This is a genomic window from Brevibacterium sp. Lmc1 (assembly GCF_057654315.1).
Genome location: NZ_CM172803.1, coordinates 961,601 through 985,413 on the forward strand (window position 1 = coordinate 961,601; position 23,813 = coordinate 985,413).

Here is a 23,813-nt window from a genome sequence, read left to right on the forward strand (position 1 = left end):
CGTGCAGACCATCCGTCTCATCCAGACCGTCGAAGCCCACACCGAGGGGCTGCCTGTCCGCGTCGTCACCGGGGGAGTGGGACCATTCCCCGGTGAGTCCATGGCCGAACGCCGGGAGTGGTTCATCGAGAACTCCGACGATCTGCGGACCTTTCTCATGTGTGAACCCCGCGGCCACGGGTGGCTCTCGGGAGCGATCCTGCAGCCGCCGACCCGTGCCGACGCGGACTGGGGAGTGCTCTTCATCGAGGTCACCGGCGTGCTGCCGATGTGCGGGGCCGGCACGATCGCGGTGGCGACCGTGCTCGTCGAGACGGGAATGGTGCCCGTCGTCGAACCCGTGACGACCGTGCGTCTCGACGCCCCGATCGGGCTCATCACCGCCGAGGTGGTCGTCCGGGACGGTCGCGCCGAGTCGGTGACCATCGTCAACGTTCCCTCGTATGCGCATGCCCTCGACCAGACCGTCGAGGTGCCCGGGCGAGGGACGATCGCCTGCGACATCGGCTTCGGCGGGAACTTCTACGCCTTCGTCTCCGCCGCCGACGTCGACATCCCGTTCGAGCGCGACCGGGCTGAGGACTTCATCTCCGCTGGTCGCGAGATCATGGCTGCGGTCAACGAACAGCTCGACCCCGTGCATCCGGTGACCGGATTCCGCGGCTGCGAGCACGTCGTGTTCCTGACGCCGCCGACGGGGCCCGGGCCCGACGGCGAAATCCCGGATGCCCGCCATGTGCTCATCAATTATCCCGGCTGGCTCGATCGGTCGCCCGGCGGCACAGGCACGAGCGCGCTCATGGCCGTCCGGCATGCCCGTGGGCAGTTGGGCCTGAACACGGATTTCGTCAATCAGTGCTTCATCGGCACCTCGTTCACCGGACGGCTGATCGAGGAGACGAGAGTCGGCGAACATGTGGCTGTGGTGCCGACGATCACCGGCAGCGCCTGGCTGACCGCGACCTCGCAGTTCATGCTCGACCCCAGCGACCCATTCCCCGCCGGCTTCACGCTCTGAGCCTGCGGCCCGCGCCTAGCCCAGCTGGCCGGGGTGGAGGACGCGGGAGAGGAAGTCCTTCGTCCGCTGCTCCTGCGGATTGCCGATGACGTCCTTGGCCGGTCCAGCCTCCACGACGACTCCGCCGTCCATGAAGACCACGCGGTCAGCGACCTGCCGGGCGAACTCCATCTCGTGGGTGACGACGACCATCGTCATTCCCGCCTCGGCGAGGTTGCGCATGACCTGGAGGACGTCACCGACGGTCTCCGGGTCCAGCGCCGAAGTCGGCTCGTCGAAGAGCATGACGTCGGGGTCCATGCTCAGTGCACGGGCGATCGCCACACGCTGCTGCTGACCGCCGGAGAGCGAACCGGGCTTGGCCTCCATCTTCTCGGACAGCCCGACCTTCGCGAGGTTCGCCTCGGCGACCTTGTTGGCCTCGGCCTTCGATCGCCTGAGGACCTTCGTCTGCGCGATCGTGAGGTTCTCGCGCACGGTGAGGTGGGCGAAGAGGTTGAAGGACTGGAAGACCATGCCGATGCGGGTGCGGGCGGCATCGATGTCGAGATCGAGGTCGGTCATGTCCATGCCGTCGACGACGATCGAGCCGCCGGTTGGAGTCTCGAGCGTGTTGATGCATCGGAGCATCGTCGACTTGCCTGAGCCCGAGGGGCCGATGACGCAGACGACCTCACCTTTGACGACGTCGAGGTTGATGTCGGTGAGGACCTGGTTCGTGCCGAAGCTCTTCTGGAGGTTGCGGATCGCGATGATCGGCGTCTTTGTCGACGCGTGCGAGGTGGTGGTCATCATTTCACTCCTGAATCGGCGGAACCGTATTTGCGCTCGAGCACCCGCGACAGATACGACAGCGGGATCGTGATGATGAGGTAGCACAGCGCGATGACGATGAACGGGGTGAGGTTCGCGGTGTTGACGATCTCGGCGCGGCCGAGTGCCGCGAGCTCACGGCCGTCGACCGAGGAGCCGAGGATGTAGGCCAGGGACGAGTCCTTCGCGAGCAGGATGAGCTCGTTCGTCAGCGGCGGGAGGATGATGCGCATCGCCTGCGGCAGGACGATCGTGAACATCGCACGTGACGAGGACATGCCGAGTGACCGGGCGGCTTCGATCTGACCTTTCGGCACCGCCTGGATGCCGGCGCGGATCGTCTCGGCCATATACGCCGAGGAGACGAGGCCGAGGGCGATCATGATGATGATGAGCTGCGGCAGATTGAAACCGGGAAAGGCCACAGGCATGCCGAATCCCAAAACGAGGAAGACGACGAGAGCCGGCAGTCCGCGGAAGAACTCGATGTAGATCGTCGCCAGCCAGCGATAGACACCAACGGAGGACAGGCGCATGAGCGCGACGAACAACGCGATGACAAGGCCGAGGGCGAAGCCGAGGAACGTGTAGACCACGGTGTTCTTCAAGGCCATCGTGATGACGTCAGGGAACATGCCCGTGGCGATGTCGATGCGGCCGAAGGAATCGATGAGCGTCGGCCAGTCGGCGAAGACCGCGACGAGGACCGCGATGACGACGAGGATGGCGTATTGGATGCCACGGGAGAGCTTCGCCTTCTGGCGTTTGCTCATCTTGGCCTTCGGAGTGGCGGTGGCGGCCGGGACGGCAGGGCCGGTCTGGCGGCCGTCCTCGCTCGCTGTGGGAACTGACATGGTTGTCCTTCGAAAAGCTGTGGCGGGGGTGTCCGCCGGGGTGCGTGCCGTGAGTGTCGGTTGGGACTCAGGCAGGTTGGTAGAACTCAGCCGAACGGGCGGCCCGCTGCAATGACAGATCGCAGCCGGCCGCCCATTCGCAAGTGGTCACTTCGGTGCGTCGCCGAACCACTTCTTGTAGATCTTGTCGTACTCGCCGTTGCCCTTGATCTCTTTGATCGTGTCGTCCACGGCCTTCTTCATCTCGGTGTTGCCCTTCTTCATCGAGATGCCGTAGTGCTCGTCGGTCTTGATGTCGAAGCCGACCGCGAAGCCCTTGTTCTCGGTGTTGTAGTTGTAGAGCACCCCGTTGTCATTGATCACGGCGTCGACCTGACCGGTCTTGAGCGCTTCAAGTGAGAGCGGCAGATCCTCATAGGTGATGACCTCGGAGTCCTTGAAGTGCTCGGTCGCGTAGTCGAGGCCCGTGGTTCCGGCCTGAGCTGCGATCTTGAAGCCCTTGAGCGCCTTTTCGTCCTTCGCGGTCTTGTCGGCCTTTGTCAGGATCGCCTGGTTTGCATCGAAGTACGGTTCGGAGAAGTCCGTGGCCTCTTCGCGTTCAGGAGTGATCGTCGTTGCCGCTGCCGCGACATCGCACTTGCTTTGGTTGAACTCCGCGCCCGAAGTGATCGTCTCGAACGAGGTGTTGATGATCTCCTGCTCGACGCCGAGCTTCTTCGCCACGGCATCGACGATGTCGACGTCGAAGCCGACGACCTCGCCGTCCTTCTCGAACTGGAACGGCTGGTAGGACAGATGGGTGCAGGTGGTCAGTTTGCCTTCCTTGACCAGGGGGACTCCGCCTTCGGCGGTCGCTGCAGGTTCGGAATCGCCTCCGCCGCCGCAGGCGGACAGGGCGAGCATGGCGCCGGCTGCCACAATGGCCAGGCTCGAGCGTCGTTTCATGGTTCCTCCAGGGGATCGGTGACGGTCTCGTCACGCAAACGGATTGCCCGGACATCCGTGTCTGGGCAATGTCTGAGAGGAATCCTACCGTGAACTGGGTCACACCTATGACGCTTTGATGATCGCCGAGGCGGTTGTGACGAAATCGTAGTCTTGCCGCCTTCGCGGTTGGCTGACCTGCGATGCCGGTGAGTTGTGGTCACAGAGCCGAGGCCCGACCGCCGAAAACGGCGATCGGGCCTCGAATGAGTGACCAGGTTCGGACGGAGGCTCAGCTCAGCTGATCCTCCATATCGAGGTCAGAGGTGTCCTTGGCCAGCCACAGGGCGATGATCGTGACGATGGCTGCGGCGATGATGTAGAGACCGCAGTAGAAGATCGACCCTCCTTCGTGCTGCCACAGAGCGACCATGGCGAATGGTGCGGGACCGGCCCCGATGACGCTGGACATGTTGTAGGAGATCGCCGAACCGGTGTAGCGGACATTGGCGGGGAAGAGCTCGGGCAGGTATGCGGCCATCGGACCGAAGGTCAGCCCCATGAGGATGAAGCCGACGATGAGGCCGATGATGACTCCCGGGGTGCCGGCGTTGAACAGGGCGTTGACGACGAGTCCGTAGGCGGCGATGAGCACGGTCACACCCAGCAGCATCTTCCGGCGTCCCAGCTTCTCTGCCAGGGGGCCGGAGACGACGGTGAAGATGCCGAAGAAGACGACTCCGATGATGAGGTAGGTGAGGAATTCGTTCTTCGTGTAACCCAGCCCCGCGACGAAGCCTGCGGGATCGAAGGACTTCCCGGCCGCCTCGGCGGCGGTTTGGGCCTGCTCCGGGGTGGCCGGGGACGTGCCGTAGGTGAGGGTGAACGCGGTCATGAAGTAGAAGATCACGTAGGTCGCGAGCATGATGAACGTGCCCAGGATGAGCGGCTTCCAGCTCGTGGCGAAGACCCGCCCGAGCGGGGCTTTCGAGATCTGCTGCTTCTGAGCGACGAGCTGGAACGCCGGGGTCTCCATGAGCGACATGCGGACATAGAGGCCGACGGCGACGAGCAGGGCCGATAGCAGGAACGGAATGCGCCAGCCCCAGGCGAGGAACGCCTCGGGGGAGGTCCAGGTGCCGAGGGCGACGAAGAGCAGGTTCGCGATGATGAAGCCGACTGGCGCGCCGAGCTGTGGGAAAGTGCCCCAGATGGCGCGTTTGCCCTTCGGGGCATTCTCGGTGGCCAGCAGTGCCGCGCCCGACCATTCGCCGCCGAGGCCGACGCCCTGGCAGAAGCGCAGAAGAACGAGGAACAGCGGGGCGAGGACGACCCAGCCCGGCGTGCTGGCTGTCGGCAGCAGGCCGATGAGGAAGGTGCCGATGCCCATGATGAGCAGAGAGGCGATGAGCGTCTTCTTCCGGCCGATGCGGTCACCGAAGTGGCCGAAGATGATCGAGCCGAGGGGGCGGGCGACGAAGGCGACGCCGAAGATCGCGAACGAGCTCAGCAGCTGAGTCGTCGACGTCTGGTTGGGGAAGAAGAGGGCCGGGAAGACCAGCGAGGAGGCCGTGGCGTAGGCGTAGAAATCGAAGAATTCGATCGTGGTGCCGACCATCGAGGCGGTCAGGACCTTGCCGCGGGTGTTGTTCTTCCGAGTCGCTGCGATTGCGTCGTCGTCGACTCCGGGTGCCGAAGAGGGATTCTCCGGCTGTGTTTCGGTGGACATGGTGGTGGTGCTCCGCTGTTTCGTGAGTGCAGGCACGGGCGGGTGGTCCGTGCCAATGGAAAAGGCCGTCGGCGCTGTGTCTGGCACAGCGTCGACGGCGACGAATCGAGATTACGCTCGTCTCACAAAACGTGATTTCCGAGTCTCACCGAATGAGATTACTAGGTGGTCGAAGTGTTCTGGACAACTCGGACGGGCGGTCAGTCCGCGGTGGTGACCTCGGTGATCGTCACCTTCTCCTTGGGTGCGCCGTCGCCGGCGCCGGAGTCTGTGCCCTTGGCAGCGAGATCCGCGACGGTCTTCGTGCTCTTCTCATCCAACTGTCCGAACACGGTGTAGTCGGGCGGCAGCGAGCTGTCGTCGTAGACGACGAAGAACTGGGAGCCGTTCGTATCCGGGCCGGAGTTCGCCATGGCCAGAGTGCCGGCCGGGTAGGTCTCGGAGCCGTCGAGCTCATCGGCGAACGAGTAGCCTGGGCCGCCCGACCCGGTGCCCGTGGGATCGCCGCACTGGAGGACGAAGATGCCCTCGGTGGTCAGGCGGTGGCATTCGGTGTCGTCGAAGTACTTCTGCGCGGCCAGCGACAGGAAGCTGTTGACGGTGCACGGGGCGCGGTCGGCATCAAGAGTCACCGCGAGGTCCCCGGCGCTCGTCGCCACGGTGGTGTCGACGCTGCCTTTTGCCTGCGGCTTCTCTTCAGGAGCGTCGACTTCCTTCGCGCCCGGCTGCGAGTCAGCAGGGTAGGAGCAGGTTCCCGCAGCGGCCGAGGAGTCCGAGCTTCCGGAGGACTCGCCGGAGTCCCCTTCGGAATCAGATGATCCGCATCCGCTCAGCAGCAGAAGGGCGAGGACGGCGAAAGCAGCGAGGGTCAGCAGAAGGGCCGATTTCGGGCGACGGTTCGATTCATCAGAGTGGCGGGTCAGGGCATGAGAGCGACTGGGCGCAGGGTGATCCATGCGTTCATCGTATCGGCACTTTCACCGAGAAACGGGCTGAGCGTCGAGACACGGGCGTGCACACCCGTTTCTCGACACGCAGCCCGTTTCTCGGCGGAACTCAGGTCTCGACGGAGGTGCGGGTGCTCGGGTCGGGGGAGCCGCCTCGGCGAAGGAAGATCGCAACGGAGATGACGATGAGCCCGGACACGCACAGGCCCACGCCCACCCACGCCGGTGCACGGTAGCCGAGGCCGGCGGTGATGACGATTCCGCCGAGCCACGCGCCGAGCGCATTGGCGAGGTTGAAGGCGGCATGGTTCATGGCCGCGGACAGGCTCGGGGCGTCATGGGATTCGCGGAACAGACGCATCTGCAGGGCCGTGGTGATCATCGAGCCGGAGATGCCGATGAGGAAGAGGGCGATGATGGCGATGGCCGCAATGTGGGTGAAGGCGCCGAAGGCGGCGAGCACGAGAGCCGAGAGGACCATGCCGCCGGTCGCCGAGCGCTCGATGGACTTGTCGACCAGGGGTCCGGCGATCAGCGATCCGGCGGTCATGCCCAGGCCGTAGACGGCGAGCACCCACGGGATCGCGACGCTGGGGACACCGGCAACGTCGGTCATCGTCGGGGTGATGTAGGTGTAGACAGCGAACATTCCGCCGAAGCCCACGGAACCGGCGACGAGGGTGAGGATGATCTGAACCCGGCCGAGTGCCTTGATCTCACCACGGGCCGAGGGCACCGCGCCGAGCTTCACGCGCGGAACGCCGACGGCGACCATGATGACGGTGAGCACGCCGAGCGCGGCGACGAGGGCGTAGGCGCTGCGCCATCCGAACATATTGCCGAGTGCCGCAGCGAAGGGAACGCCGAAGATGTTCGCGATCGTCAGGCCGAGCATCACTCGTGACATGGCTCGGCCTCGGCGGTTGGCCGGGACGAGGGAGGCGGCGACGACGGCTCCGATGCCCAGGTAGGCTCCGTGCGGCAGACCGGAGACGAAGCGCGCGATGTTGAACAGCCCGGCCGTCGGGGCGAGCATCGAGGCGAGATTGCCCAGAGCGAAGAGACCCATCATGCACAGGAGCAGCAGCTTGCGATCCATATGCGCGGCGATGGTCGTGATCAGTGGTGCGCCGACGACGACGCCGATCGCATAGAACGACACCGCATGCCCGGCCTGGGGGACCGTGATGCCCAGCTCCTCGGCGATCATCGGCAACAGGCCCATAGTCGCGAATTCGGTCACCCCGATGGCGAAGGCGCCGATCGCCAAGGCGAAGACAGCGAACTTGTAGACTCCGCGGGAGACCGGGGCATCACTCATGGGGCTCCTTCAAGGAAACGCGGGATCGGGGAGGCAACCGCACCAGCCTATTGCCCGCAGCGGTTCCTCGGAACCCCTCGAGCGCCCAATGTGACGATTCGAACAGCCTCAGTCGGCGTTCGCTTCCTCAGCGTCGTATTCGGCCAGAGCCTGCGAGGCGACGGAGAAGGCGGTGTTGGCGCTCGGCACGGAGCAGTAGATGGCCGACTGGAGGAGGACCTCCTTGATCTCATCGCGGGTGAGCCCGTTGCGCAGCGCAGCCTTGACGTGCATCGCCAGTTCGGCCTCGTGGCCACCTGCGATCATTGCCGTGAGCGTGATCGCCGAGCGCATCCGCCGCTCGAGTCCCGGACGGGTCCAGATCTCTCCCCAGGCGTAGCGGGTGATGAGGTCCTGGAAGTCGCTCGTGAAGTCGTCGACCTTCGCATTTGCGCGGTCGACATGGGCGTCGGAGAGCACCTGCCGCCGCACGGTCATTCCGGCCTCGCGCACGTCGTCGCGGCTGGCCTCCCGCGGCCCCGAGGCTGTCGGCAGCTCGGGACCGGCTTCCGGGGAAGCGGTTCCGCCGGCCCCTGCGCCGGGTCCCTTGCCCTGCAGGAAGTCAGCGAGCAGACTCGCGGTCACGACCGGAGCCTCGGCTGGCACGAGATGAGCGGCGCCGTCGATGACCTCGAGCAGCGCCCCGGGAACTCCGTTTGCGATCTCGGCGAGCTTCGTCGCCGGAGTCGGCTGATCCTGTGAACCCGCGACTGCGAGCAGGGGACGCGTGATTTCGGGCAGTCGCGCGCGGACATCGAAGTCAGCCAGTGCATAGCAGAGGGAAGCATAGGAGAAGCGGTCGGCGTCCTGCAGCGAATGAAGAAGCGCGGCCGAGGCCTCCGGTTCCCGGTCCATGAACCCTTCCCCGAACCAGCGCTGTGCCGAACCGATGACCTGAGTCGGGGTGCCCGAGGTCGCCACCGTCTGGGCGCGTTCCTCCCAGGCCGAGGCCTCACCGATCTTCGCGCCCGTGCAGAACACGGCGATGCGGCCGAAACGGTCGCCGTGATCGAGCGCCAGCTGCAGGGCCGTTGCTCCGCCGATCGAATCGCCGGCGAGGTCGACGGGAGCGCCGGGGGCGGCCACATCGGGAAGGACCCGATCGAGGGTGCCCAGGACCGCCTCGGCGAGGTCGGACATCGTCACCCGCGGAGTCATGGACGTCCCCGCGGGGACGTCGACCGGTGCCGAACGGCCGTGACCGGGCAGGTCGATGCCGATGACCGTCGTCTCCGGACTGAGTGCGGTCAGTTCGGTGGCGGCCTGCTGCCACAGAGCTGCTACGGAGGTGCCCAGCGAAGGCAGGACGACGAGCACTCGGGCATCGGCAGCGGGGGAAGCTGGTGCGGAAAGAACGGATGCGGTGAGGTCCATGGGTGTCACTTTCTTCGGTTGGTTCTCAAGTCGGGCTGCAGGTCTCAGTCGAAGGATGGCAGGTCGATCTCCTGCGGCCCGGAGCTGTCGATGGTCGCCAGGATGGTGCGGCGAATGTCCTCGGCCTCACCGAGGTAGGACTCGGGGGTGAAGAATTCCTTGATTCCATCCTCGTCGCCGATCTCGGCGCGCAGTGCTGCGACCGGGTCGGAGCCGGGGGCGATGATGGCTGCGCGGGTGTCTTTGTCGATCCGGTCGCCGAAGACGATGCCGAGCTTCTCCCCATAGATCCCGGGGGAGGCGGCGTCGAGGTTCGCGCGCATGGCCTCGGCGTTGACCTGCAGGCCCGCGATCATCTCGTCGAGGATGATGAGCGAGGAGATCGCCAGGGTCATGAGCTCGGACAGGGCCGGCCACTCGGCATGCCAGGCACCGTCGGAGCGTTCTTCGATGGCTTCGGCGGCGGCCGTGGTCAGGGTGGACAGTGATCCGGGGACGCGCATTCCGTTGCGGTGGAGCAGCACCGCCGAGGTGGGATTCGACTTGTGCGGCATCGTCGAGGATCCGCCGGTGGAGGCCAGGGACAGCTCACCGATCTCGGGGCGCACGCCGATGAGGACATCGCGGGCGATGGAGGCCCCGACGGTGACGCATTGGGCGAGGTGGGAGCCCCAAGACAGGATGCGAACGCGATCGGTGTGCCAAGGGACGGGGATCTGGGTGAGTGCCGCGTCGGGACCGACCATCTGCACGTGGAATTCGCGGAGCAGGGATTCGGTAGAATCGCCGGCGAACCAGCGGATCGCGGCGCGGGTGCCGGCGGCCCCGCCGACCTGCACATAGTCGACGTAGGGTGCCTGGCCTTGGACTTCATTGACCTCGGCGGCCCAGGCGGCGGCCTTGAGGCCGAAGGTCGTCGGCAGGGCCGGTTGGGTGAGGGTGCGGGCCAGGCACAAGGTCTTCGCGTGGGCGTCGGAGAGTTCGACGAGGGAGGCACCGATGACTTCGAGCCTGGCCTGCATCTGCCGCACGACGCGGGAGACGAGCAGGCCGATCGCCGTGTCGATGACGTCTTGGCTGGTCAGCCCCCGGTGCAGGCATCGTGAGGCTTCGGGGGAGAGCCGGGAGCGGACGCGGGCGAGAAACGGGATGAGCGGGTTGCCGCCGGATTCGGCGGCCTCACCCAGGGATTCGAGTTCGGTGTGATCGTCCGTGAGCGTGCGGATCGTGGCATCGATGGCGGCGGCCACCTCGGCGCGGATCTCCGACGACACCAGCCCCACCCGTCCCTGTGCGACGATCCATGCGGTCTCGACTTGGCCGATCGCGGTGATGAACGCGGCGTCGTCGATGGCTTCGGATCCGCGCAGATCGCCGGGGGCGAAGAGAAACCGGGTGTGGGCGGTGTCGGTCATGTCGCTTCAGTCCTCGTGGCTGGGGAATCGGAGGAAGGGAGTTTCCTCCTCACCCTGCAACCGTATGTCGAAGTGCAGCGATCCGTCAGCCCCTCGAGTGGCGATGAGGCGGGTGCGCTCGTCTTCGTCGAGCGAGGACAGGAGCGGGTCGGCGGCCAGTGCCGCGGTGTCCTCAGGCAGATAGATGCGGGTGAACAGCCGGTTGAGCAGCCCTCGGGCGAAGATGACGACGCTGATGAAGGGTGCCTTGCCCGCCTCGGTGGGGCCGGGATCGACCGTGGAGAAGCTGAACTCGCCTTCCGGGTCGACGGCGGCGCGGCCGAAGCCGGTGAAGGTGAAGCCGTTGCGGCGCAGCGATCCCGTCTCGCGGGGGACAGCGCCGTGCTCATCGGGCTGCCAGATCTCGAGAATGGCATCGGGGACCGGGGCACCGGCCCCGTCGAAGACGGTTCCCGTCAGCTGCACGGCGCGAGCCGAGCCTGGCGGGACGAGCTCATTATCGTGCTCGAAGGGCAGCGCGTAGCCGTAGAACGGGCCGACGGTCTGGCCCGGGGTCGGCGTGAGATCAGGGGTCGTGGGGGTGTCAGTCATCGTCCTCTTCTTCCATCCAGGTCCGGTTGGCGCCGGTGAGCACGATGTCCCAGTTGTAGCCCATGAGGAATTCGTGCTCGGTGATGTTGTGGTCATAGGTCGCCACGAGGCGGTCGCGCGCCTTTTGATCGGTGATCGACTGGTAGATCGGGTCGAGGGCGAAGAGCGGATCCCCGGGGAAGTACATCTGGGTGATCATCCGCTGAGTGAACTCGGACCCGAAGAGCGAGAAGTGGATGTGGGCCGGTCGCCAGGCGTTGTGGTGGTTCTTCCACGGGTACGGACCCGGTTTGATCGTTGTGAACGAGTAGGAGCCGTCGTCGCCGGTCAGGGTGCGGCCGACGCCGGTGAAGTTCGGGTCGATCGGGGCCGGGTGCTGGTCGCGCTTGTGGATATAGCGTCCGGCCGAGTTCGCCTGCCAGATCTCGACCAGCTGGTTGCGCACGGGGCGGCCTTCCCCGTCGATGACCCGACCGGTGACGCGGATGCGCTCGCCGATGGGTTCGCCGTCGGCCTGGATCGTCAGGTCGGATTCGAGGGTGCCGATGTCCCGGTGTCCGAAGGCGGGGGAGAAGAGCTCGATCGTCTCGGGGTCGGTGTGGCGGGGGTCCTTCGTCGGGTGACGCAGGATCGATGACCGGTAGGGCCGGTAATCCAGCCGCGGCTGGGTCTCGGGCTTCTTGCCGCCGGCGACATCTTGCTTGTACTGCGCTTCGATGCCGTCGATCTCGGCGGACAGAGTCGCCTGCGATTCGGCTGCGTCGTCGGGGCCTTTCACGGTTTGATCTTCGTTCTCCGAGGACTGGTGCTGACTCATCGTCGAACCTCTCTTCGTCTCTTCGTCGGTTGACATCGTGGTGGGGTCGGTGGGGGAGCGGCTCAGCCGTGCGGCCAGCCGGTGTAGCACTCGGCCAGGTAGCGGCGACCGTGGTCGGATTCGAGGATGGACCGGAGTTCGCCGAGGCTGCGCTTCGTTTCGAAGGCATCCTGAGTCGGGTCGGTGTGGAGCATCCGTGTCATCTGGTAGGAGAAGTTCTGGGCCTTCCAGACGCGTTTGGTCGCGGTCTGCGAGTAGCCGGCCAGCGCCTCGGCGTCGGAGTCCTTGAGTGCCGAGATGAGGGCGGGGGCGAGCACGGCGACGTCGGCGAAGGCGAGGTTGAGGCCTTTCGCACCGGTCGGTGGGACGGTGTGGGCGCTGTCGCCGGCGAGGAACATCGAGCCGTGCTGCATCGGCTCGGTCACCGCCGAGCGGAAGGGGAGCACGGTCTTGTCGAAGATTGGCCCGGTCTTGAGTTCGAACCCGTCGGGGCCGTCGACGCGGGCCTGGAGTTCGGTCCAGATCCGATCGTCGGACCAGTCGGCGACGTCGGTGTCGGGGGAGGCCTGGAAGTACATGCGCTGGACATTGTCGGAGCGCTGGGAGATGAGTGCGAAGCCGCGTTCGGAGCGGGAGTAGATGAGGACTTCGTGGCTGGGCGGGGCCTCGCAGAGGATGCCGAACCAGGCGAATGGGTACTCGTGGAAGAAGCGCTGCCGGGTGCCGTCGGGGATCATCGAGCGGCATGGTCCGCGAGAGCCGTCGGCGCCGACGACGTAGCGGGCGTCGATGCGCAGTTCGTCGCCGTCCTCAGTGGTGGCGGTGACCCAGGGACGTTCGGTCTCGATATCGCCGAGGCGGGTGTCCGTGACCGAGTAATAGGTGGGGCGGCCGGTCCGTTCGCGGGCGGCGGAGAGGTCGACGAAGATTTCGTTCTGCGGATAGAGCCAAACGGATTCGCTGACGAGTTCGGGGAAATCGAAGTGGTTCGAAGAGCCGTTGACTCGAATATCGATTCCGTCGTGTCGGTGCCCGTCCGTGTGGACGCGCGATTCGACGCCTGCGGCCTCGAGCATGCGCACCGATCCTGCTTCGAGGATGCCGGCGCGGTGGGTGTGGGCGATGTCGTCGCGGCTGCGGTTGTCGATGACGACGGATTCGATGCCTGCATTGTGCAGCAGGTGCGCGAGCATGAGCCCCGCGGGTCCGGCTCCGACGATCGCGACGTCTGTCTGAAGTTGTGCCACCTTGGCCTCCTTGCCTGTCTCTTCTCAACAGTGTGCGCCCAGTCACGGACGCGAGGCGATGATGTTCTCAATGAATGGGAGGAGGGGGTTGGGGTGGGCGGAGGGGCCAACGGGATTATCGGTGTGGCGCTTTTGGGCATTACTTCCCAAAGTCACTTTTCGATAACAGATTACAGAAGTGATGGAAAAAAGTTCTACGAAAGTAATTCATAAGTCATCATGAAGTCATTCCCCACAATATTTCATCGTGACAAGGCGCTGGAGCGCCCGACAATGAGGAGTCCCCAGTGACCACAAAGACCACGCGTTCGCGCAAATTCAAAGCCATCCTCGCCGGCGGCATCGTCCTCGGCGTCGGCGCTGCCGTGACGCTGGCGGCCTGGACCGACGACGAATGGGCCGAAGGCGTCTTCGGCGCAGGTTCATTCAACGTCCAGGGCAGCACCGACGGAACGACATTCGCTGACCATGAGAGCAGTGACGGTGCCGCGGCGCTGACTTTCGACCTCGACGGTGGGGACAATATGTCGCCCGGCGATACCGTGGCGGCGCCTTTCGTGCTGCGCCTCGACGGACCGACGAGCTACGACGCGACTGTCTCTCTCGAGTCGGCGGCAGGAGGCGGGGACAACGCTGCGGCGCTGACCTACGCGATCGTTCAGGTCGCCTCGGCGGGTGACTGCTCGGCCACCGCAGAGGGCACTTCGATTGTGCCCGAGGGGACGGCGCTGGACTCGACTACGGGCGCTGCGGAATTCAATCTCACCGCGGGCGCAGACACTGCGACCGGCGACCCGGTCACGCTGTGCTTCCAGGTCACTGCCGGTGACTCGCTGGAGCAGGGGCAGAACACAACCGCTCAGTGGCAGTTCACCGCCACCTCGGCCGAATGACGACTCTGAGCTGATCGATGAGGTCGCTTCTGCCGACGCTGCATAGATTCTTCTCGTCCCGGCGGGCGCCTGATGACGCCCGCCCGGTCAGTCGACGGCAGCTGCGTCAGCGACAGCAGCTGCGAGGCCGCCGCATCAAGGCGATTCTCGCTGGCGGCCTCGTACTCGGCGTGGGCGCAACGGCCACGGTCGCCGCGTGGACGGACTCGGAAGAGGCCTCCGGCTCTTTCGAAGCCGGACGGTTCAACATCGAGCTCCGGGTCGGCGGCGAATGGAACGGCACGAATGAGATGACCTTCAATGCGGGCAACATGTACCCGGGGCAGAAGGTCTACGCGCCAGTGTCAGTGCGCACCACGTCGAATACGTCGATTGACGGCAAGCTCACGGTCTCAGCACGCGGAATCTCCAATCCGAATAGCTTCGCCTCTGCACTCTCATACCGAGTCGTGGCCCGATCGACGTCGGGTGTCGCCTGTAACGCGGGCAATTTTCCTGGTCCGGGCGCCTTCGTCTTCGGCAGCGCTGCTGCTGCAATCCCGCTGAGCTCCACGACCACAGCCGACTCCACCCAGACCCTCAAAGCCGCCTCAGCGTCGGTCCAGGACTATTGCTTCGAGGTGACACTGGCAAGCAACGCTCCGAGCTCTGCTCAGGGTCTGCAGGCGGGCCACACCTGGACGTTCACAGCCGAGTCCACCGCGCCGGGGAATTGACCATGCCAGGCTCTATGACACGCAAGAGGAACGTGGGTGCATGGCTCGGAGGAGCCGTGCTCAACATCCTCGCCGTCCTCGGCGTAGTCTGCATCGTGCTTGTCGTCCTCAGCTTCGTGTTCAACGTGTCGATCATCATGTTCAAAACCGGGTCGATGAGTCCGACGATCCCGGCCGGATCGGCCTCGCTCGTCCGTGAGATCCCCGCAAAGGACATGAAGATCGGCGACATCGTCACCGTCGATCGCGGGGATAAGGTCCTACCGGTGACCCACCGCATCACCGAGATCCAGCACATTGACGAGTCCACCGGTGCCGTGACTTTCGAGATGAAGGGTGACGCGAACGCCGAGAAAGACCCTGACCCCTACACCGCCGAGACGGTCCGAACGGTGATGTTCTCCGTTCCCGGGGTTGCTCCGATCCTCCAGCAGTGGCGCAACCCGTTCCTGCTCGGCGGCATCACGATCGTGGCGAGCCTCCTCGTCGTGTGGGCATTCTGGCCACGGCGAGATGAGGATGACGAAGACAATCTCGCTGAGGTGGCTCGCCCCCGGGCACGGTCACCGCGGCATGCGATTGCACTGCCAATGGTGTTGGCCATGGCCGTTGGAGGGCAGGTTATTCCTGGGCCATGGTTCGCCGAGGATGCTCTGTCCGTAGACGCGGATCATTCCCTGTCCGCGTCGTCAGGAGCGGCAGATGACATCCTGCGTATGCGCGACTTCGGTGATGCCGAGAAGATGCGCAACCTCAGTCCCGGAAGCTCGGCCACATGGTCGGTTGACGTCTGGGCCGACGCGCCCGAACCTGGAGACATAACGGTCTCAATCGCGTCGGGGGCAGGGGCGGAGGCGCTGGCGGATTCGCTGTCGATCGATGTGCGGGAATGCGCGATGACTGAAGCGGAGGCCCCGTGTCCAAGTGGTTCGAAAATGTTGATTCGCGGAATGCTGCTCAGCGAATTGGAGCCAGCTGTTGACGACGGTCTCAACCTGCTGGAAATGGACAGTTATGACTCTCGCCGAATCGAGATAACGGCGACTCTCGCTGGCGACGCTGATGTTCGCGCGGTAGCTGGTGCCACCGCGGGTGTGCGCGTGCTGGTGGAAGGACTCGGCGACAAGGTTTCGACAGGTCCAGGAGATCCTGGGGACCCAGGTGATCCTGGCGCGCCGGGCGATTCTGGCACTGACTCTGACGGCACTGTCGAGGGCGCGGCCGATGGCGGCAGTTCCGGCGAGCTGCCGTGGACCGGAATCGACGGCTGGCAGTGGATTCTGCTCGCAGCATTCTTGCTCGTTGTCACCGGCTCAGCGATCGTGTCGCGAACCAGGAAGGCGAGGACGTCATGACGGGCAGGAACTCGCCGCGACAATCTTGGAGACGAGCTCGTCTGCTGCTCGCGGTCGTCGCCTTGCTCGCCCTCGTCGCGGGTCCAGCTGCAGTGAATGGCACGCTGGCCGGGTGGACTGATTCGAAGATGAGCCAGGGAGCGTTCACTGCGGGCAAGGTCCCGGCACCTGTCTTGACAGCTCAGTGTCAATATCGATATCCACTCCTGGGTTATGGGCGAGTGGAGATCTTCTGGCGGCTTCCGGCAGGCTATCAACTCGGTGACGTAGTCGTAGAAACGTCCACAAATGGCCTAGGCTCCGTTCTCGCTCCGCTAACTGGATTCAATCTGGCGTCGAACACAATCCCCAACGGAGATGGGACTTACACCACGGAAGTGCGCACCAACCTCCTTGGTGGGCTATTGGGGCTGGGAACTAAAGTGGAGATCGGACTCTATGTCGAGCAGGTCAGCGGTTGGCGATCTACCTCAGCATTAGTCGAGAGTAGCGCTGGTCTACTGGCCGGAGTTGGCGGAAGCTGCCGCAATCTGACGTGATTTCGGGAACCGACACTCCTTCTTGCAGGCGGATGCGCGGGTGTCCGAAAGGACGGACACCCTCGCACATTTCGACGCGACTTCAGATCACGGCGCCGGGTTGATCACCCGACCCCAGGTTGACTTATTGCCCCAGATGTTCTGGCGCAGCCCCTCGAGCTGGAGGATCTGCGAGTGGTCGACGAATAGGTTGCATTCGTTGCCGTAGTTCTTGATGTACCACTCGAAGACCGGCCCGTCGGCGGCTTCGAACATGACGTTCTCGAGGCCCAGACCGTTGATGATCGAGGCGGCCGCGGCGGTGTTCCACTCGTCGACGTTCTCCGTGATGCCCTCGGACTCGATCATGATGATCGCGGCTCCGGCGTCGAGCGCCCGCTTGCCGCGGTCGACGAGATCGCCGATGTCCTTTGCAGACTCCGCCGCCAGTTCGGCCTCACCGGAGTCTCCGCCGGAGCCGATCTGGATGCCCAGCTCCGGCTTAGCTTTGAGACCGGCCTTGACGACCTTCTCGACGAGACGCTCAAGGCCTGAGGTCGGGAGCATGATGAATCCGGTCGAGATCTCGGTGACGTCGAAGCCGACCTCCTTGGCCTCCTTGAGATACTGATCGACTGCGTCATCTCCGTAGCGCAGGACCGTCTCGATCCATCCGCCCGAGGACACATACGCCCCGTTCTCATGGGCGATATCGCTGAAGGCCTTCACCTGCTCGGCCGGGACGAGGGAGAACGATCCGCCCGCCCACTTGATCCCGTCGACCCACTGACCGGCGACATCGAAGACGTCCTGCAGGTGTCGTGTGCCGAAGGTTGAGTAGTACGGGGCGCGGATCTCGGTCATCCCGATGGTGCGGGGTTTGGCCGAGCGGTGGGCGCGGGGGACGAAGTTCATGGACACATCGAAATCGATGGCGTTCGACATGGTCTTTCCTTTCTTCGGGTGTCGGCGGTCGCCGACTGGGTGCCGGGATCTCCGGCGGGTGACTCAGCTTCAGCTGCGAGCCTGGGGGACGTGCGCGAGGACCGCGGTCAGCTCTCGGATCTGATGGTTCTCGAGGTCTTGGACAAGGTCGGCGATCTCGTCACGCAGCTCCGCCTCGGCGAAGGGGGACGTCAGTGCATCGAACTTCTTCCGGGCTCCCGTCCAGTCGAGAGGATGCGTGGTGAAACCCTCATAGTCGTCGGTGTTCGCCCGGAACTGGGTCCCATCGCCGAGGGTGACGACGAGGTCGGCGCACATCTGCTCGGGGAAGCGATCGCTGAACTCCGTGGAGGGAGTGATCGTGACCTTGTGCATGAGGTCTTGGACATCGTCGGCGACGATCCGTTCAGTCTCGTACTGCGCCGGATTGAGCTCACCGTCGAGGAGGACGACCGCGAGCATCCACGGCAGCGAATGATCGGCCTCCTCCTTCGTGCGGATGGAGCGCTTGTCGCCTTCTTCGCCGCCGCCGATGATCGAGTATGCGACATCGAAGGTCGTCAGCTCGACGCTGGCGATGGCATCGGCACGGAATCCCTCCTGGGAGCGGACGTCCTGTGCGGCGTCGAGGGCCGACTGCGAATGGATCTCCGCATTGTGCTTCTTGATGATCGTGTCCGTGACCTTCTCGAGATCCTCTGCAGACCAGTCGAGCTCGAAGTCTCCGGCCAGGGCCTTGAAGCCCTTGTTGCCTTCGAAGACCTCGGCCGGGCCTGTGATTCCGCGTGAGGCAAGGAGTGCGTCGAAGACACCCTCCTTCGACACGTGGGGATAGGCCAGGCCCTTCCAGTGGCTGAGGTCTCCGGTCCGGGTGACCCGCAGTGCGACGTTCGCGGTGCCGGCCATGGCGGCAGCATTCGCGATCTGTTCGACACCCAGACCCAACGCCTTCGCCGAGGCGGCCGCCGCAGCGAAAGCGCCCTGTGTCGTGTGGTCGAAGCCGAGGTCTCTCACCGGTGCGACATCCGAGAGCCGGGTGTGGATCTGATAAGCCACGGCGAAGGCCGTGAGAAAGTCCGCGCCCGAGGCGTCGGCCAGTTCCGCGGCCGCGAGGACCGCGCCCATATTGTCCGACGGGTGGTTGGTTTCGCCCTTGGCCAGGTAGGCATCCATGAAGTCGAGATATCGGCTCAGGGCGGAATTGAAGAACGCGGCGTGATCGGGGCTGGCCTGGCCACCGCCGATGAGCGTGGCTCCGCGTCCGTCCCCGAGGCCGTCGATGAGGGTTCTGATTTCCTGCAGTGGGGCAGCGTCCAGGGCGCCGATGGCGACGCCGATGGTGTCGAGGACGCGGATCTTGAGCTGTTCGAGGGCGGTATCGCTGAGCGTGTCCAGCGAGGCATCGGCGACGAACTGAGCGAGTGATTGCACCTCTGTCGGTGCGTGGTGCTGGTCCATTGTGACCTTCATTGTGACCCCTCCTTATTAGGTAAGGCGTACCTAAATAATGACTCCATAAGTATCTTGACGTCAAGATACTTTTGGTGAGACCTGAGTCACATCGGGCTGAGTGGGAGGCGCTGTGCCCGGCCGTGGTTGACTGATCATTGATTGTTGAGCAAAATGGACGGTTGTTGTGTTCGTCCGCGAACCTGCCGTGAACAGAAAGCAGCTCAATGATCATCACCGGACTCATCGTCGGCCTCGTCCTCGGATTCGTCTTCCAGCGAGGACGTTTCTGCGTGACCGGCGCCTTCCGTGACCTCACGCTGACGGGGAACACGCGCTGGTTCTCCGCCCTCATCGTGCTCATCGCCGTGCATTCCATCGGCCTGTTCCTGCTCAACAGCTTCGGAGTCATCACCCTCGAGGCGACGCCGTTCCCATGGCTGGCCTCGATCGTCGGCGGACTGATCTTCGGTTGGGCCATGGTCTACGCCGGAGGCTGCGCGACTGGCACCTACTACCGGGCCGGTGAAGGACTCGTCGGCAGCTGGTTCGCCCTCATCTTCTACGCCCTCTTCTCCGCGGTGATGAAGCTCGGCCCGCTCGCCGGCTTCACCGAGGGCATCCGCGCGATCACCCTGGACAACGGCAGCCTGCAGGCGAGCACCGGCATGAGCCCCTGGGTCTTCGTCGCCATCATCTCTGCAGTGGCGATCTGGCTGACCGTCCACCATGCCCGCAAACTCAAGACTCCGATGGCCACCCTGCCTCCGCGCAAGACAGGCCTGGCGCACCTGCTCACCGAGAAGCGCTGGAACCCCTTCGCCACAGCCGTGGTCATCGGCATCATCGCCACGATCGCCTGGCCGCTCTCCGCCGCCACGGGCCGCAACTCGGGTCTGGGCATCACCACCCCCTCGGCGAACCTCGTCGGATACCTCACCACGGGTGACACGCAGCTCATCGACTGGGGCGTCATGCTCGTCATCGGCATCCTTGTCGGCTCCTTCATCGCAGCAAAGGCCTCCGGCGAGTTCCGGGTCCGCGTGCCGGACAAGAGCGTGATCATCAAGTCGATCATCGGCGGTATCGGCATGGGCGTCGGCGCAGCCATCGCCGGCGGCTGCACCGTCGGCAACGCGATGGTCTCGACCGCACAGTTCGAATACCAGGGCTGGGTGTCGATGGTCTTCATGATCGTCGGCTCCGGAATCGCAGCGAAGGTCTCCATCAAACCGAAGAAGTCGCAGGCCGCAGCGCCCGCGGCGGAAAGCAGGACAGTATGAAGCAAGTACTCGAAACCGACGGCCAGGTCTGCCCCTTCCCCCTCGTGGAAGCCAAGGACGCGATGACCGGTCTGGAAGCCGGTGACGAACTCGTCATCAACTTCGACTGCACCCAGGCCACCGAGGCGATCCCGCAGTGGGCCGCCGAGAACGGCTACCCCGTCACCCACTTCGACCGAGTCACCGACGCGAGCTGGACCATCACCGTCCAGAAGGCCTGAATCGCAGGAGATGCCAACCACATCGGCCGGCGCAGCTGCAAAGCTGCGCCGGCCGATGTGCAATGTCAGTGTCGATGCATAGACTCAAGACATGAAGATCACGGTTCTCGAAGGCGATATCACCGAGGTGGCCGTCGACGCGATCGTCAACGCCGCGAATTCTTCGCTGCTCGGTGGCGGCGGAGTCGACGGAGCCATCCACCGCGCGGCCGGTCCCGCGCTCCTCGAAGCCTGCCGCGAGGTCAGGCAGACCACCCATGTGCGCGGTCTGCCGCCGGGTCAGGCCGTGGCCACCTCGGCGGGGGATCTGCCCGTCCGCTGGGTCATCCACACGGTCGGACCGAATCGGAACGCGGGCGAGGCTGATCCTGAGATCCTCGAGTCCTGTTTCGAATCAAGCCTCAACCTCGCCGAGGAACTCGGAGCCTCTTCGATCGCGTTCCCGGCCATCGGCGGCGGAGTCTACGGCTGGTCGCCCAGGGACGTCGCCGAGGCGGCTCACTCCGTCATCGTCGACGGACGATCGCGCGGCCGCTGGGAATCGATCGACGACGTCCAGTTCGTTCTCTTCAGCGATCAGATGACCAGCGTGTTCTGCCAGGTCTTCGACCACGATCAGTGGTGATGTCATGAAGGTCAACAGAGTCATTCCTGACATCGCGGTCGACGACCTCGACGCGGCGCGGGAGTTCTATGCGGGCTTCCTCGGGCTGAGCAGCGAGGAATTCAATCTCGGCTGGGTCGCACGCTTCACCTCACCGGGCACCGGCGCCAGCGTGCAGGTGCTCACCGACGATGAGACCGGGCAGACGAATCCCGTGGCTTCGGTGCTCGTCGAGGACGTCGACATTGCCTTTGCCGAAGCCCAGCAACAGGGCATCGAGATCGTCCACCCGCTCACCCACGAGGAATGGGGAGTACGGCGGTTCTTCGTCCGCGCACCCGACGGCAACGTGTTCAATATCGTCGCGCATCCGGAGTGAACCCACGCGGGGCAGTTTTCACGCTGCCCTGTGCCGCACTCTGTGTACGACCGCCAGCGCCAGTGCGCTGACGGCACACCCGGCGGCGATGAGCAGCGGAATTCCGGAGACGGCGGCCTCGACGACATATTCGGGGCCGGTCTGCAGAACCGGACCGACGATCTTGACGAGGAGGAAACCGAGGACGCCGATGAAGAGGAACAGCGCCGCCCTCTTGCCGAGAACCACCGCCAGGGGCTTCGGATACTGATAGGTCTGTGTCGTGCTCATGGTCGATCACCTGATGTTTTCGTCCACGGTCCAAACCATTTGGGCTGTGCCTGCCACGCTACGCCTGCAAGCAGAGTGTGCACTGGGGGATCTGAGGACGTTCGATGGGAGCAGCCGACGATCACCCGCGTGAAGCACCGCCCGGCCGAACCAGCCCCGTCTCATAGGCGAGCACGATCAGGGCAGCGCGGTCCCGGGCATCGAGACGAGTGAGCAGACGACTGACATAGGTGCGAGCAGTGGCGGGGCTGAGGAAGAGTTCGGCAGCGATCTCGTCATTGGTCAGCCCACGCCCGATTCCGCTGAGGACCTCGACCTCCCGTTCAGTCAGCTCATCGAGCCCATGCCCGTCCGGATCGGGTGAATGCCCCTCCGCGACGACCCGCATGACCGCGGCGGTGACAGATGGAGACAACAGGGCATCACCTGCTGCGACCGTGCGGATCGCAGCGCGCAGATCGTCGGGTGAGACGTCCTTGAGCAGGTAGCCTGCAGCACCGGCACGGATGGCGGCGAAGACGTTCTCGTCCTCGTCGAAAGTGGTGAGCACGAGCACCCTGACCCCGTCCAACGCGCCATCGTCGACGATGGCCCGCGTCGCCTCGATCCCGTCCATCACGGGCATGCGGATGTCCATGAGCACGACATCGGGGCGCAGCTCCCGCACATGCGACAGCCCTGACCTCCCGTCCGCCGCCTCGGCGATGACCGAAATGTCTCCGTCGCGTTCGGCCAGAGGCCGCAGACCCGCTCGGACCAGCTCCTGATCGTCGACGATGACGACGCGAATCGTCTCGGTCATTCGTCCTCCTCAACCTCGATCGGCAGATGCGCGATCACTTCAAATCCTTCACCGTTCGGTCCAGCAGCGAGGCGACCCCCGAGCAGCCCCGCCCGTTCCGACATCCCGCGGATGCCGGCACCGGCGGCCGTGTCCGCGGGCCCGCCGTGACCGTCATCGTGGATGCGCACGATGAGCTCGTCGCCGTGCACCTGCCCGGAGACGCGGGCCGCGCTCGCCCCGGAATGGCGGAGCACATTCGTCACCGACTCCTGGACGATCCGAAATGCCGCCGCATCGACGGCCCGCGGCAGCCGTGCCGGATCGACACCGAGGTCGACCGTGACGTCGAGGCCGGCGGCTCGGGCCGCCTCGATGACGGTGGAGATCGAAGCCAACCCCAGCGCCGAGGCAGGTCCCGGGTCGGTCACACCTGCGGACTCCTCGCGGAGGACCTTGACCGTGCGACGCAGTTCCCGCAGTGCCTCCGAGGTGGCACCGCGCACCCGTTCGAGTGCGGCCGCGCGGTCGTCCGGGTCCACGGCCTCGGCCGCCACTGAGGTGTGCAGGGAAGCCACGGACAGGGTATGGCCGATCGTGTCGTGGAGGTCGCGGGCGATGCGCACTCGTTCGGAGTGCATCCGCGCCTCGGCGGCTCGGGACTCCTCGGCAGTGGTGAGGGCGGCGATGCGCGCCGACTGCGTACGGGTCTCCCGGACCAAACGGACCACCGACCCCAGGGCGATCGCGGCGGCTGCCAGGGCAAGTTCAGTGACGAAGCCGTACCCGGTCAGTTGGGCGCGCGGATCGAGGTCATCGAACCGGTAGAACGTCGACACGGCAATCAAGACCGCAGCACCGAGCACCGCCCATGAGGTGCGCCGCACCTCGGCAGTCGAGTAGAGGGCACCGACCGCGGGCAGGACCATGCCGATCGGCGGCAGATTCAGAGCGTAGTAGGCGAAGATCCCGAACACGGTCACGGCCAGAACGGTCAGCGGCAGACGGCGACGCAGGAGCAACAGGGCACCGAAGCCGATGGCCCAGGCGACGCCGGGCAGCGGGGAGGACTCGGCATCGGCGGCGATGACCAGCGAGATCACCAGGGTCACCGCAACCGCCAGGGAGGCATCGGTCAGCCACGGTGCGAGGCGCTCGCGCTCCTCACCCGTCTCACTCACATCTGCCGAACCCATAGTCCAAGACTACGGAGCAAACGCGTCCGCCGCAGTCGTTCGGCGTCGATCGGGCAATCGCCTGCAGGCGACTCGAGCCTCGCCTCGGGGCGGGAGAAACTGACGCCTCAGTGT

The 23,813-nt window shown here is 65.0% G+C and carries 24 protein-coding genes; 8 read left to right on the forward strand and 16 right to left on the reverse strand.

The genetic code is table 11. The annotated features are described in order from the left end of the window. The first annotated feature begins 1 nt into the window (after position 1). Positions 2–1,018, forward strand: a complete 1,017-nt coding sequence (locus AC239G_RS04090) for a proline racemase family protein (protein ID WP_487489868.1) — start codon at positions 2–4, stop codon at positions 1,016–1,018. Positions 1,019–1,033: 15 nt separating this feature from the next. Here AC239G_RS04090 and AC239G_RS04095 read toward each other — a convergent pair whose 3' ends face one another. From AC239G_RS04095 to AC239G_RS04145, 11 genes are all read right to left on the reverse strand, one after another. Then, positions 1,034–1,813 carry an amino acid ABC transporter ATP-binding protein gene (locus AC239G_RS04095; protein WP_301539230.1) on the reverse strand — a complete coding sequence of 260 codons (780 nt, stop codon included), beginning with the start codon at positions 1,811–1,813 and terminating at the stop codon, positions 1,034–1,036. Next, on the reverse strand, positions 1,810–2,604 hold the full coding sequence (locus tag AC239G_RS04100; protein WP_139469379.1) for an amino acid ABC transporter permease: 795 nt from the start codon (positions 2,602–2,604) through the stop codon (positions 1,810–1,812). Before AC239G_RS04100 ends, AC239G_RS04095 begins: the two co-directional genes overlap by 4 nt. A gap of 228 nt (positions 2,605–2,832) precedes the next feature. Then, positions 2,833–3,630: a transporter substrate-binding domain-containing protein gene (locus AC239G_RS04105; protein ID WP_180987813.1), complete on the reverse strand. Its 798-nt coding sequence runs from the start codon at positions 3,628–3,630 to the stop codon at positions 2,833–2,835. A gap of 271 nt (positions 3,631–3,901) precedes the next feature. Beyond that, positions 3,902–5,338, reverse strand: a complete 1,437-nt coding sequence (locus AC239G_RS04110; RefSeq protein WP_139469205.1) for an MFS transporter — start codon at positions 5,336–5,338, stop codon at positions 3,902–3,904. 200 nt (positions 5,339–5,538) lie between these two features. Beyond that, entirely contained in the window at positions 5,539–6,294 is a 756-nt protein-coding gene (locus AC239G_RS04115; RefSeq protein WP_181271022.1) for a peptidylprolyl isomerase, read from the reverse strand. A gap of 100 nt (positions 6,295–6,394) precedes the next feature. After that, entirely contained in the window at positions 6,395–7,606 is a 1,212-nt protein-coding gene (locus tag AC239G_RS04120) for an MFS transporter (RefSeq protein ID WP_181271021.1), read from the reverse strand. Between the two features lie 108 nt (positions 7,607–7,714). Then, positions 7,715–9,019 (reverse strand): bifunctional 3-oxoadipate enol-lactonase/4-carboxymuconolactone decarboxylase PcaDC, encoded by a 1,305-nt coding sequence (pcaDC, locus tag AC239G_RS04125; RefSeq protein WP_487489869.1) that lies wholly within the window; start codon positions 9,017–9,019, stop codon positions 7,715–7,717. A gap of 44 nt (positions 9,020–9,063) precedes the next feature. After that, positions 9,064–10,434: a lyase family protein gene (locus AC239G_RS04130; RefSeq protein ID WP_487489870.1), complete on the reverse strand. Its 1,371-nt coding sequence runs from the start codon at positions 10,432–10,434 to the stop codon at positions 9,064–9,066. 6 nt (positions 10,435–10,440) lie between these two features. After that, entirely contained in the window at positions 10,441–11,025 is a 585-nt protein-coding gene (pcaG, locus tag AC239G_RS04135; protein ID WP_139907066.1) for a protocatechuate 3,4-dioxygenase subunit alpha, read from the reverse strand. Beyond that, positions 11,018–11,842, reverse strand: a complete 825-nt coding sequence (pcaH, locus tag AC239G_RS04140; RefSeq protein WP_181271018.1) for a protocatechuate 3,4-dioxygenase subunit beta — start codon at positions 11,840–11,842, stop codon at positions 11,018–11,020. The genes pcaG and pcaH overlap by 8 nt, the downstream gene beginning before the upstream one ends. Positions 11,843–11,904: 62 nt before the next feature. Then, positions 11,905–13,089 (reverse strand): 4-hydroxybenzoate 3-monooxygenase, encoded by a 1,185-nt coding sequence (locus AC239G_RS04145; protein WP_487489871.1) that lies wholly within the window; start codon positions 13,087–13,089, stop codon positions 11,905–11,907. 287 nt (positions 13,090–13,376) lie between these two features. Here AC239G_RS04145 and AC239G_RS04150 point away from each other — a divergent pair, with 287 nt between their 5' ends. From AC239G_RS04150 to AC239G_RS04160, 3 genes are read left to right on the forward strand one after another with little or no spacing between them, the layout of a single operon-like run. Beyond that, positions 13,377–13,982, forward strand: a complete 606-nt coding sequence (locus tag AC239G_RS04150; RefSeq protein ID WP_139469219.1) for a SipW-dependent-type signal peptide-containing protein — start codon at positions 13,377–13,379, stop codon at positions 13,980–13,982. Between the two features lie 17 nt (positions 13,983–13,999). Continuing rightward, on the forward strand, positions 14,000–14,698 hold the full coding sequence (locus AC239G_RS04155) for a SipW-dependent-type signal peptide-containing protein (RefSeq protein WP_139469221.1): 699 nt from the start codon (positions 14,000–14,002) through the stop codon (positions 14,696–14,698). Between the two features lie 32 nt (positions 14,699–14,730). Next, entirely contained in the window at positions 14,731–16,053 is a 1,323-nt protein-coding gene (locus AC239G_RS04160) for a signal peptidase I (RefSeq protein ID WP_181271015.1), read from the forward strand. Positions 16,054–16,679: 626 nt separating this feature from the next. Here AC239G_RS04160 and AC239G_RS04165 read toward each other — a convergent pair. Together AC239G_RS04165 and AC239G_RS04170 are read right to left on the reverse strand one after the other, a co-directional pair. Beyond that, the gene (locus AC239G_RS04165; RefSeq protein ID WP_487489872.1) at positions 16,680–17,516 is read right to left on the reverse strand and encodes a phosphosulfolactate synthase; all 837 of its coding nucleotides are present in this window, start codon (positions 17,514–17,516) and stop codon (positions 16,680–16,682) included. A gap of 69 nt (positions 17,517–17,585) precedes the next feature. Next, the gene (locus tag AC239G_RS04170; RefSeq protein ID WP_229664015.1) at positions 17,586–18,986 is read right to left on the reverse strand and encodes an MmgE/PrpD family protein; all 1,401 of its coding nucleotides are present in this window, start codon (positions 18,984–18,986) and stop codon (positions 17,586–17,588) included. A gap of 206 nt (positions 18,987–19,192) precedes the next feature. Between AC239G_RS04170 and AC239G_RS04175 the strand changes: the two genes are divergently transcribed. The 4 genes from AC239G_RS04175 (at position 19,193) to AC239G_RS04190 (ending at position 21,452) form a co-directional block, all read left to right on the forward strand. Beyond that, the gene (locus tag AC239G_RS04175) at positions 19,193–20,248 is read left to right on the forward strand and encodes a YeeE/YedE family protein (RefSeq protein ID WP_139469227.1); all 1,056 of its coding nucleotides are present in this window, start codon (positions 19,193–19,195) and stop codon (positions 20,246–20,248) included. Next, positions 20,245–20,469, forward strand: coding sequence for a sulfurtransferase TusA family protein (locus AC239G_RS04180; protein WP_039207979.1), 225 nt, complete (start codon positions 20,245–20,247; stop codon positions 20,467–20,469). Before AC239G_RS04175 ends, AC239G_RS04180 begins: the two co-directional genes overlap by 4 nt. A 91-nt stretch (positions 20,470–20,560) precedes the next feature. Beyond that, a complete protein-coding gene (locus AC239G_RS04185; RefSeq protein WP_139469229.1) occupies positions 20,561–21,094 on the forward strand; it encodes an O-acetyl-ADP-ribose deacetylase in 534 nt (177 codons plus the stop codon). Between the two features lie 4 nt (positions 21,095–21,098). Then, positions 21,099–21,452: a VOC family protein gene (locus AC239G_RS04190; RefSeq protein ID WP_139469231.1), complete on the forward strand. Its 354-nt coding sequence runs from the start codon at positions 21,099–21,101 to the stop codon at positions 21,450–21,452. Positions 21,453–21,470: 18 nt separating this feature from the next. Here AC239G_RS04190 and AC239G_RS04195 read toward each other — a convergent pair whose 3' ends face one another. From AC239G_RS04195 to AC239G_RS04205, 3 genes are all read right to left on the reverse strand, one after another. Then, positions 21,471–21,722 carry a hypothetical protein gene (locus tag AC239G_RS04195; RefSeq protein ID WP_139469233.1) on the reverse strand — a complete coding sequence of 84 codons (252 nt, stop codon included), beginning with the start codon at positions 21,720–21,722 and terminating at the stop codon, positions 21,471–21,473. Positions 21,723–21,843: 121 nt separating this feature from the next. Then, complete coding sequence (locus AC239G_RS04200) at positions 21,844–22,524, reverse strand: response regulator (protein ID WP_181271014.1); 681 nt, start codon at positions 22,522–22,524, stop codon at positions 21,844–21,846. Continuing rightward, positions 22,521–23,699: a sensor histidine kinase gene (locus AC239G_RS04205; RefSeq protein ID WP_487489873.1), complete on the reverse strand. Its 1,179-nt coding sequence runs from the start codon at positions 23,697–23,699 to the stop codon at positions 22,521–22,523. Before AC239G_RS04205 ends, AC239G_RS04200 begins: the two co-directional genes overlap by 4 nt. Between the last annotated feature and the right edge of the window lie 114 nt (positions 23,700–23,813).

Coding starts and splice junctions, on each gene's coding strand:
- AC239G_RS04095 (WP_301539230.1), bottom strand. CDS start 1,813: ATGATGACCACCACCTCGCACGCGTCGACAAAGACGCCGATCATCGCG.
- AC239G_RS04100 (WP_139469379.1), bottom strand. CDS start 2,604: ATGAGCAAACGCCAGAAGGCGAAGCTCTCCCGTGGCATCCAATACGCC.
- AC239G_RS04105 (WP_180987813.1), bottom strand. CDS start 3,630: ATGAAACGACGCTCGAGCCTGGCCATTGTGGCAGCCGGCGCCATGCTC.
- AC239G_RS04110 (WP_139469205.1), bottom strand. CDS start 5,338: ATGTCCACCGAAACACAGCCGGAGAATCCCTCTTCGGCACCCGGAGTC.
- AC239G_RS04115 (WP_181271022.1), bottom strand. CDS start 6,294: ATGGATCACCCTGCGCCCAGTCGCTCTCATGCCCTGACCCGCCACTCT.
- AC239G_RS04120 (WP_181271021.1), bottom strand. CDS start 7,606: ATGAGTGATGCCCCGGTCTCCCGCGGAGTCTACAAGTTCGCTGTCTTC.
- pcaDC (WP_487489869.1), bottom strand. CDS start 9,019: ATGGACCTCACCGCATCCGTTCTTTCCGCACCAGCTTCCCCCGCTGCC.
- AC239G_RS04130 (WP_487489870.1), bottom strand. CDS start 10,434: ATGACCGACACCGCCCACACCCGGTTTCTCTTCGCCCCCGGCGATCTG.
- pcaG (WP_139907066.1), bottom strand. CDS start 11,025: ATGACTGACACCCCCACGACCCCTGATCTCACGCCGACCCCGGGCCAG.
- pcaH (WP_181271018.1), bottom strand. CDS start 11,842: ATGAGTCAGCACCAGTCCTCGGAGAACGAAGATCAAACCGTGAAAGGC.
- AC239G_RS04155 (WP_139469221.1), top strand. CDS start 14,000: ATGAGGTCGCTTCTGCCGACGCTGCATAGATTCTTCTCGTCCCGGCGG.
- AC239G_RS04165 (WP_487489872.1), bottom strand. CDS start 17,516: ATGTCGAACGCCATCGATTTCGATGTGTCCATGAACTTCGTCCCCCGC.
- AC239G_RS04170 (WP_229664015.1), bottom strand. CDS start 18,986: ATGAAGGTCACAATGGACCAGCACCACGCACCGACAGAGGTGCAATCA.
- AC239G_RS04175 (WP_139469227.1), top strand. CDS start 19,193: ATGATCATCACCGGACTCATCGTCGGCCTCGTCCTCGGATTCGTCTTC.
- AC239G_RS04180 (WP_039207979.1), top strand. CDS start 20,245: ATGAAGCAAGTACTCGAAACCGACGGCCAGGTCTGCCCCTTCCCCCTC.
- AC239G_RS04185 (WP_139469229.1), top strand. CDS start 20,561: ATGAAGATCACGGTTCTCGAAGGCGATATCACCGAGGTGGCCGTCGAC.
- AC239G_RS04190 (WP_139469231.1), top strand. CDS start 21,099: ATGAAGGTCAACAGAGTCATTCCTGACATCGCGGTCGACGACCTCGAC.
- AC239G_RS04195 (WP_139469233.1), bottom strand. CDS start 21,722: ATGAGCACGACACAGACCTATCAGTATCCGAAGCCCCTGGCGGTGGTT.
- AC239G_RS04200 (WP_181271014.1), bottom strand. CDS start 22,524: ATGACCGAGACGATTCGCGTCGTCATCGTCGACGATCAGGAGCTGGTC.
- AC239G_RS04205 (WP_487489873.1), bottom strand. CDS start 23,699: ATGGGTTCGGCAGATGTGAGTGAGACGGGTGAGGAGCGCGAGCGCCTC.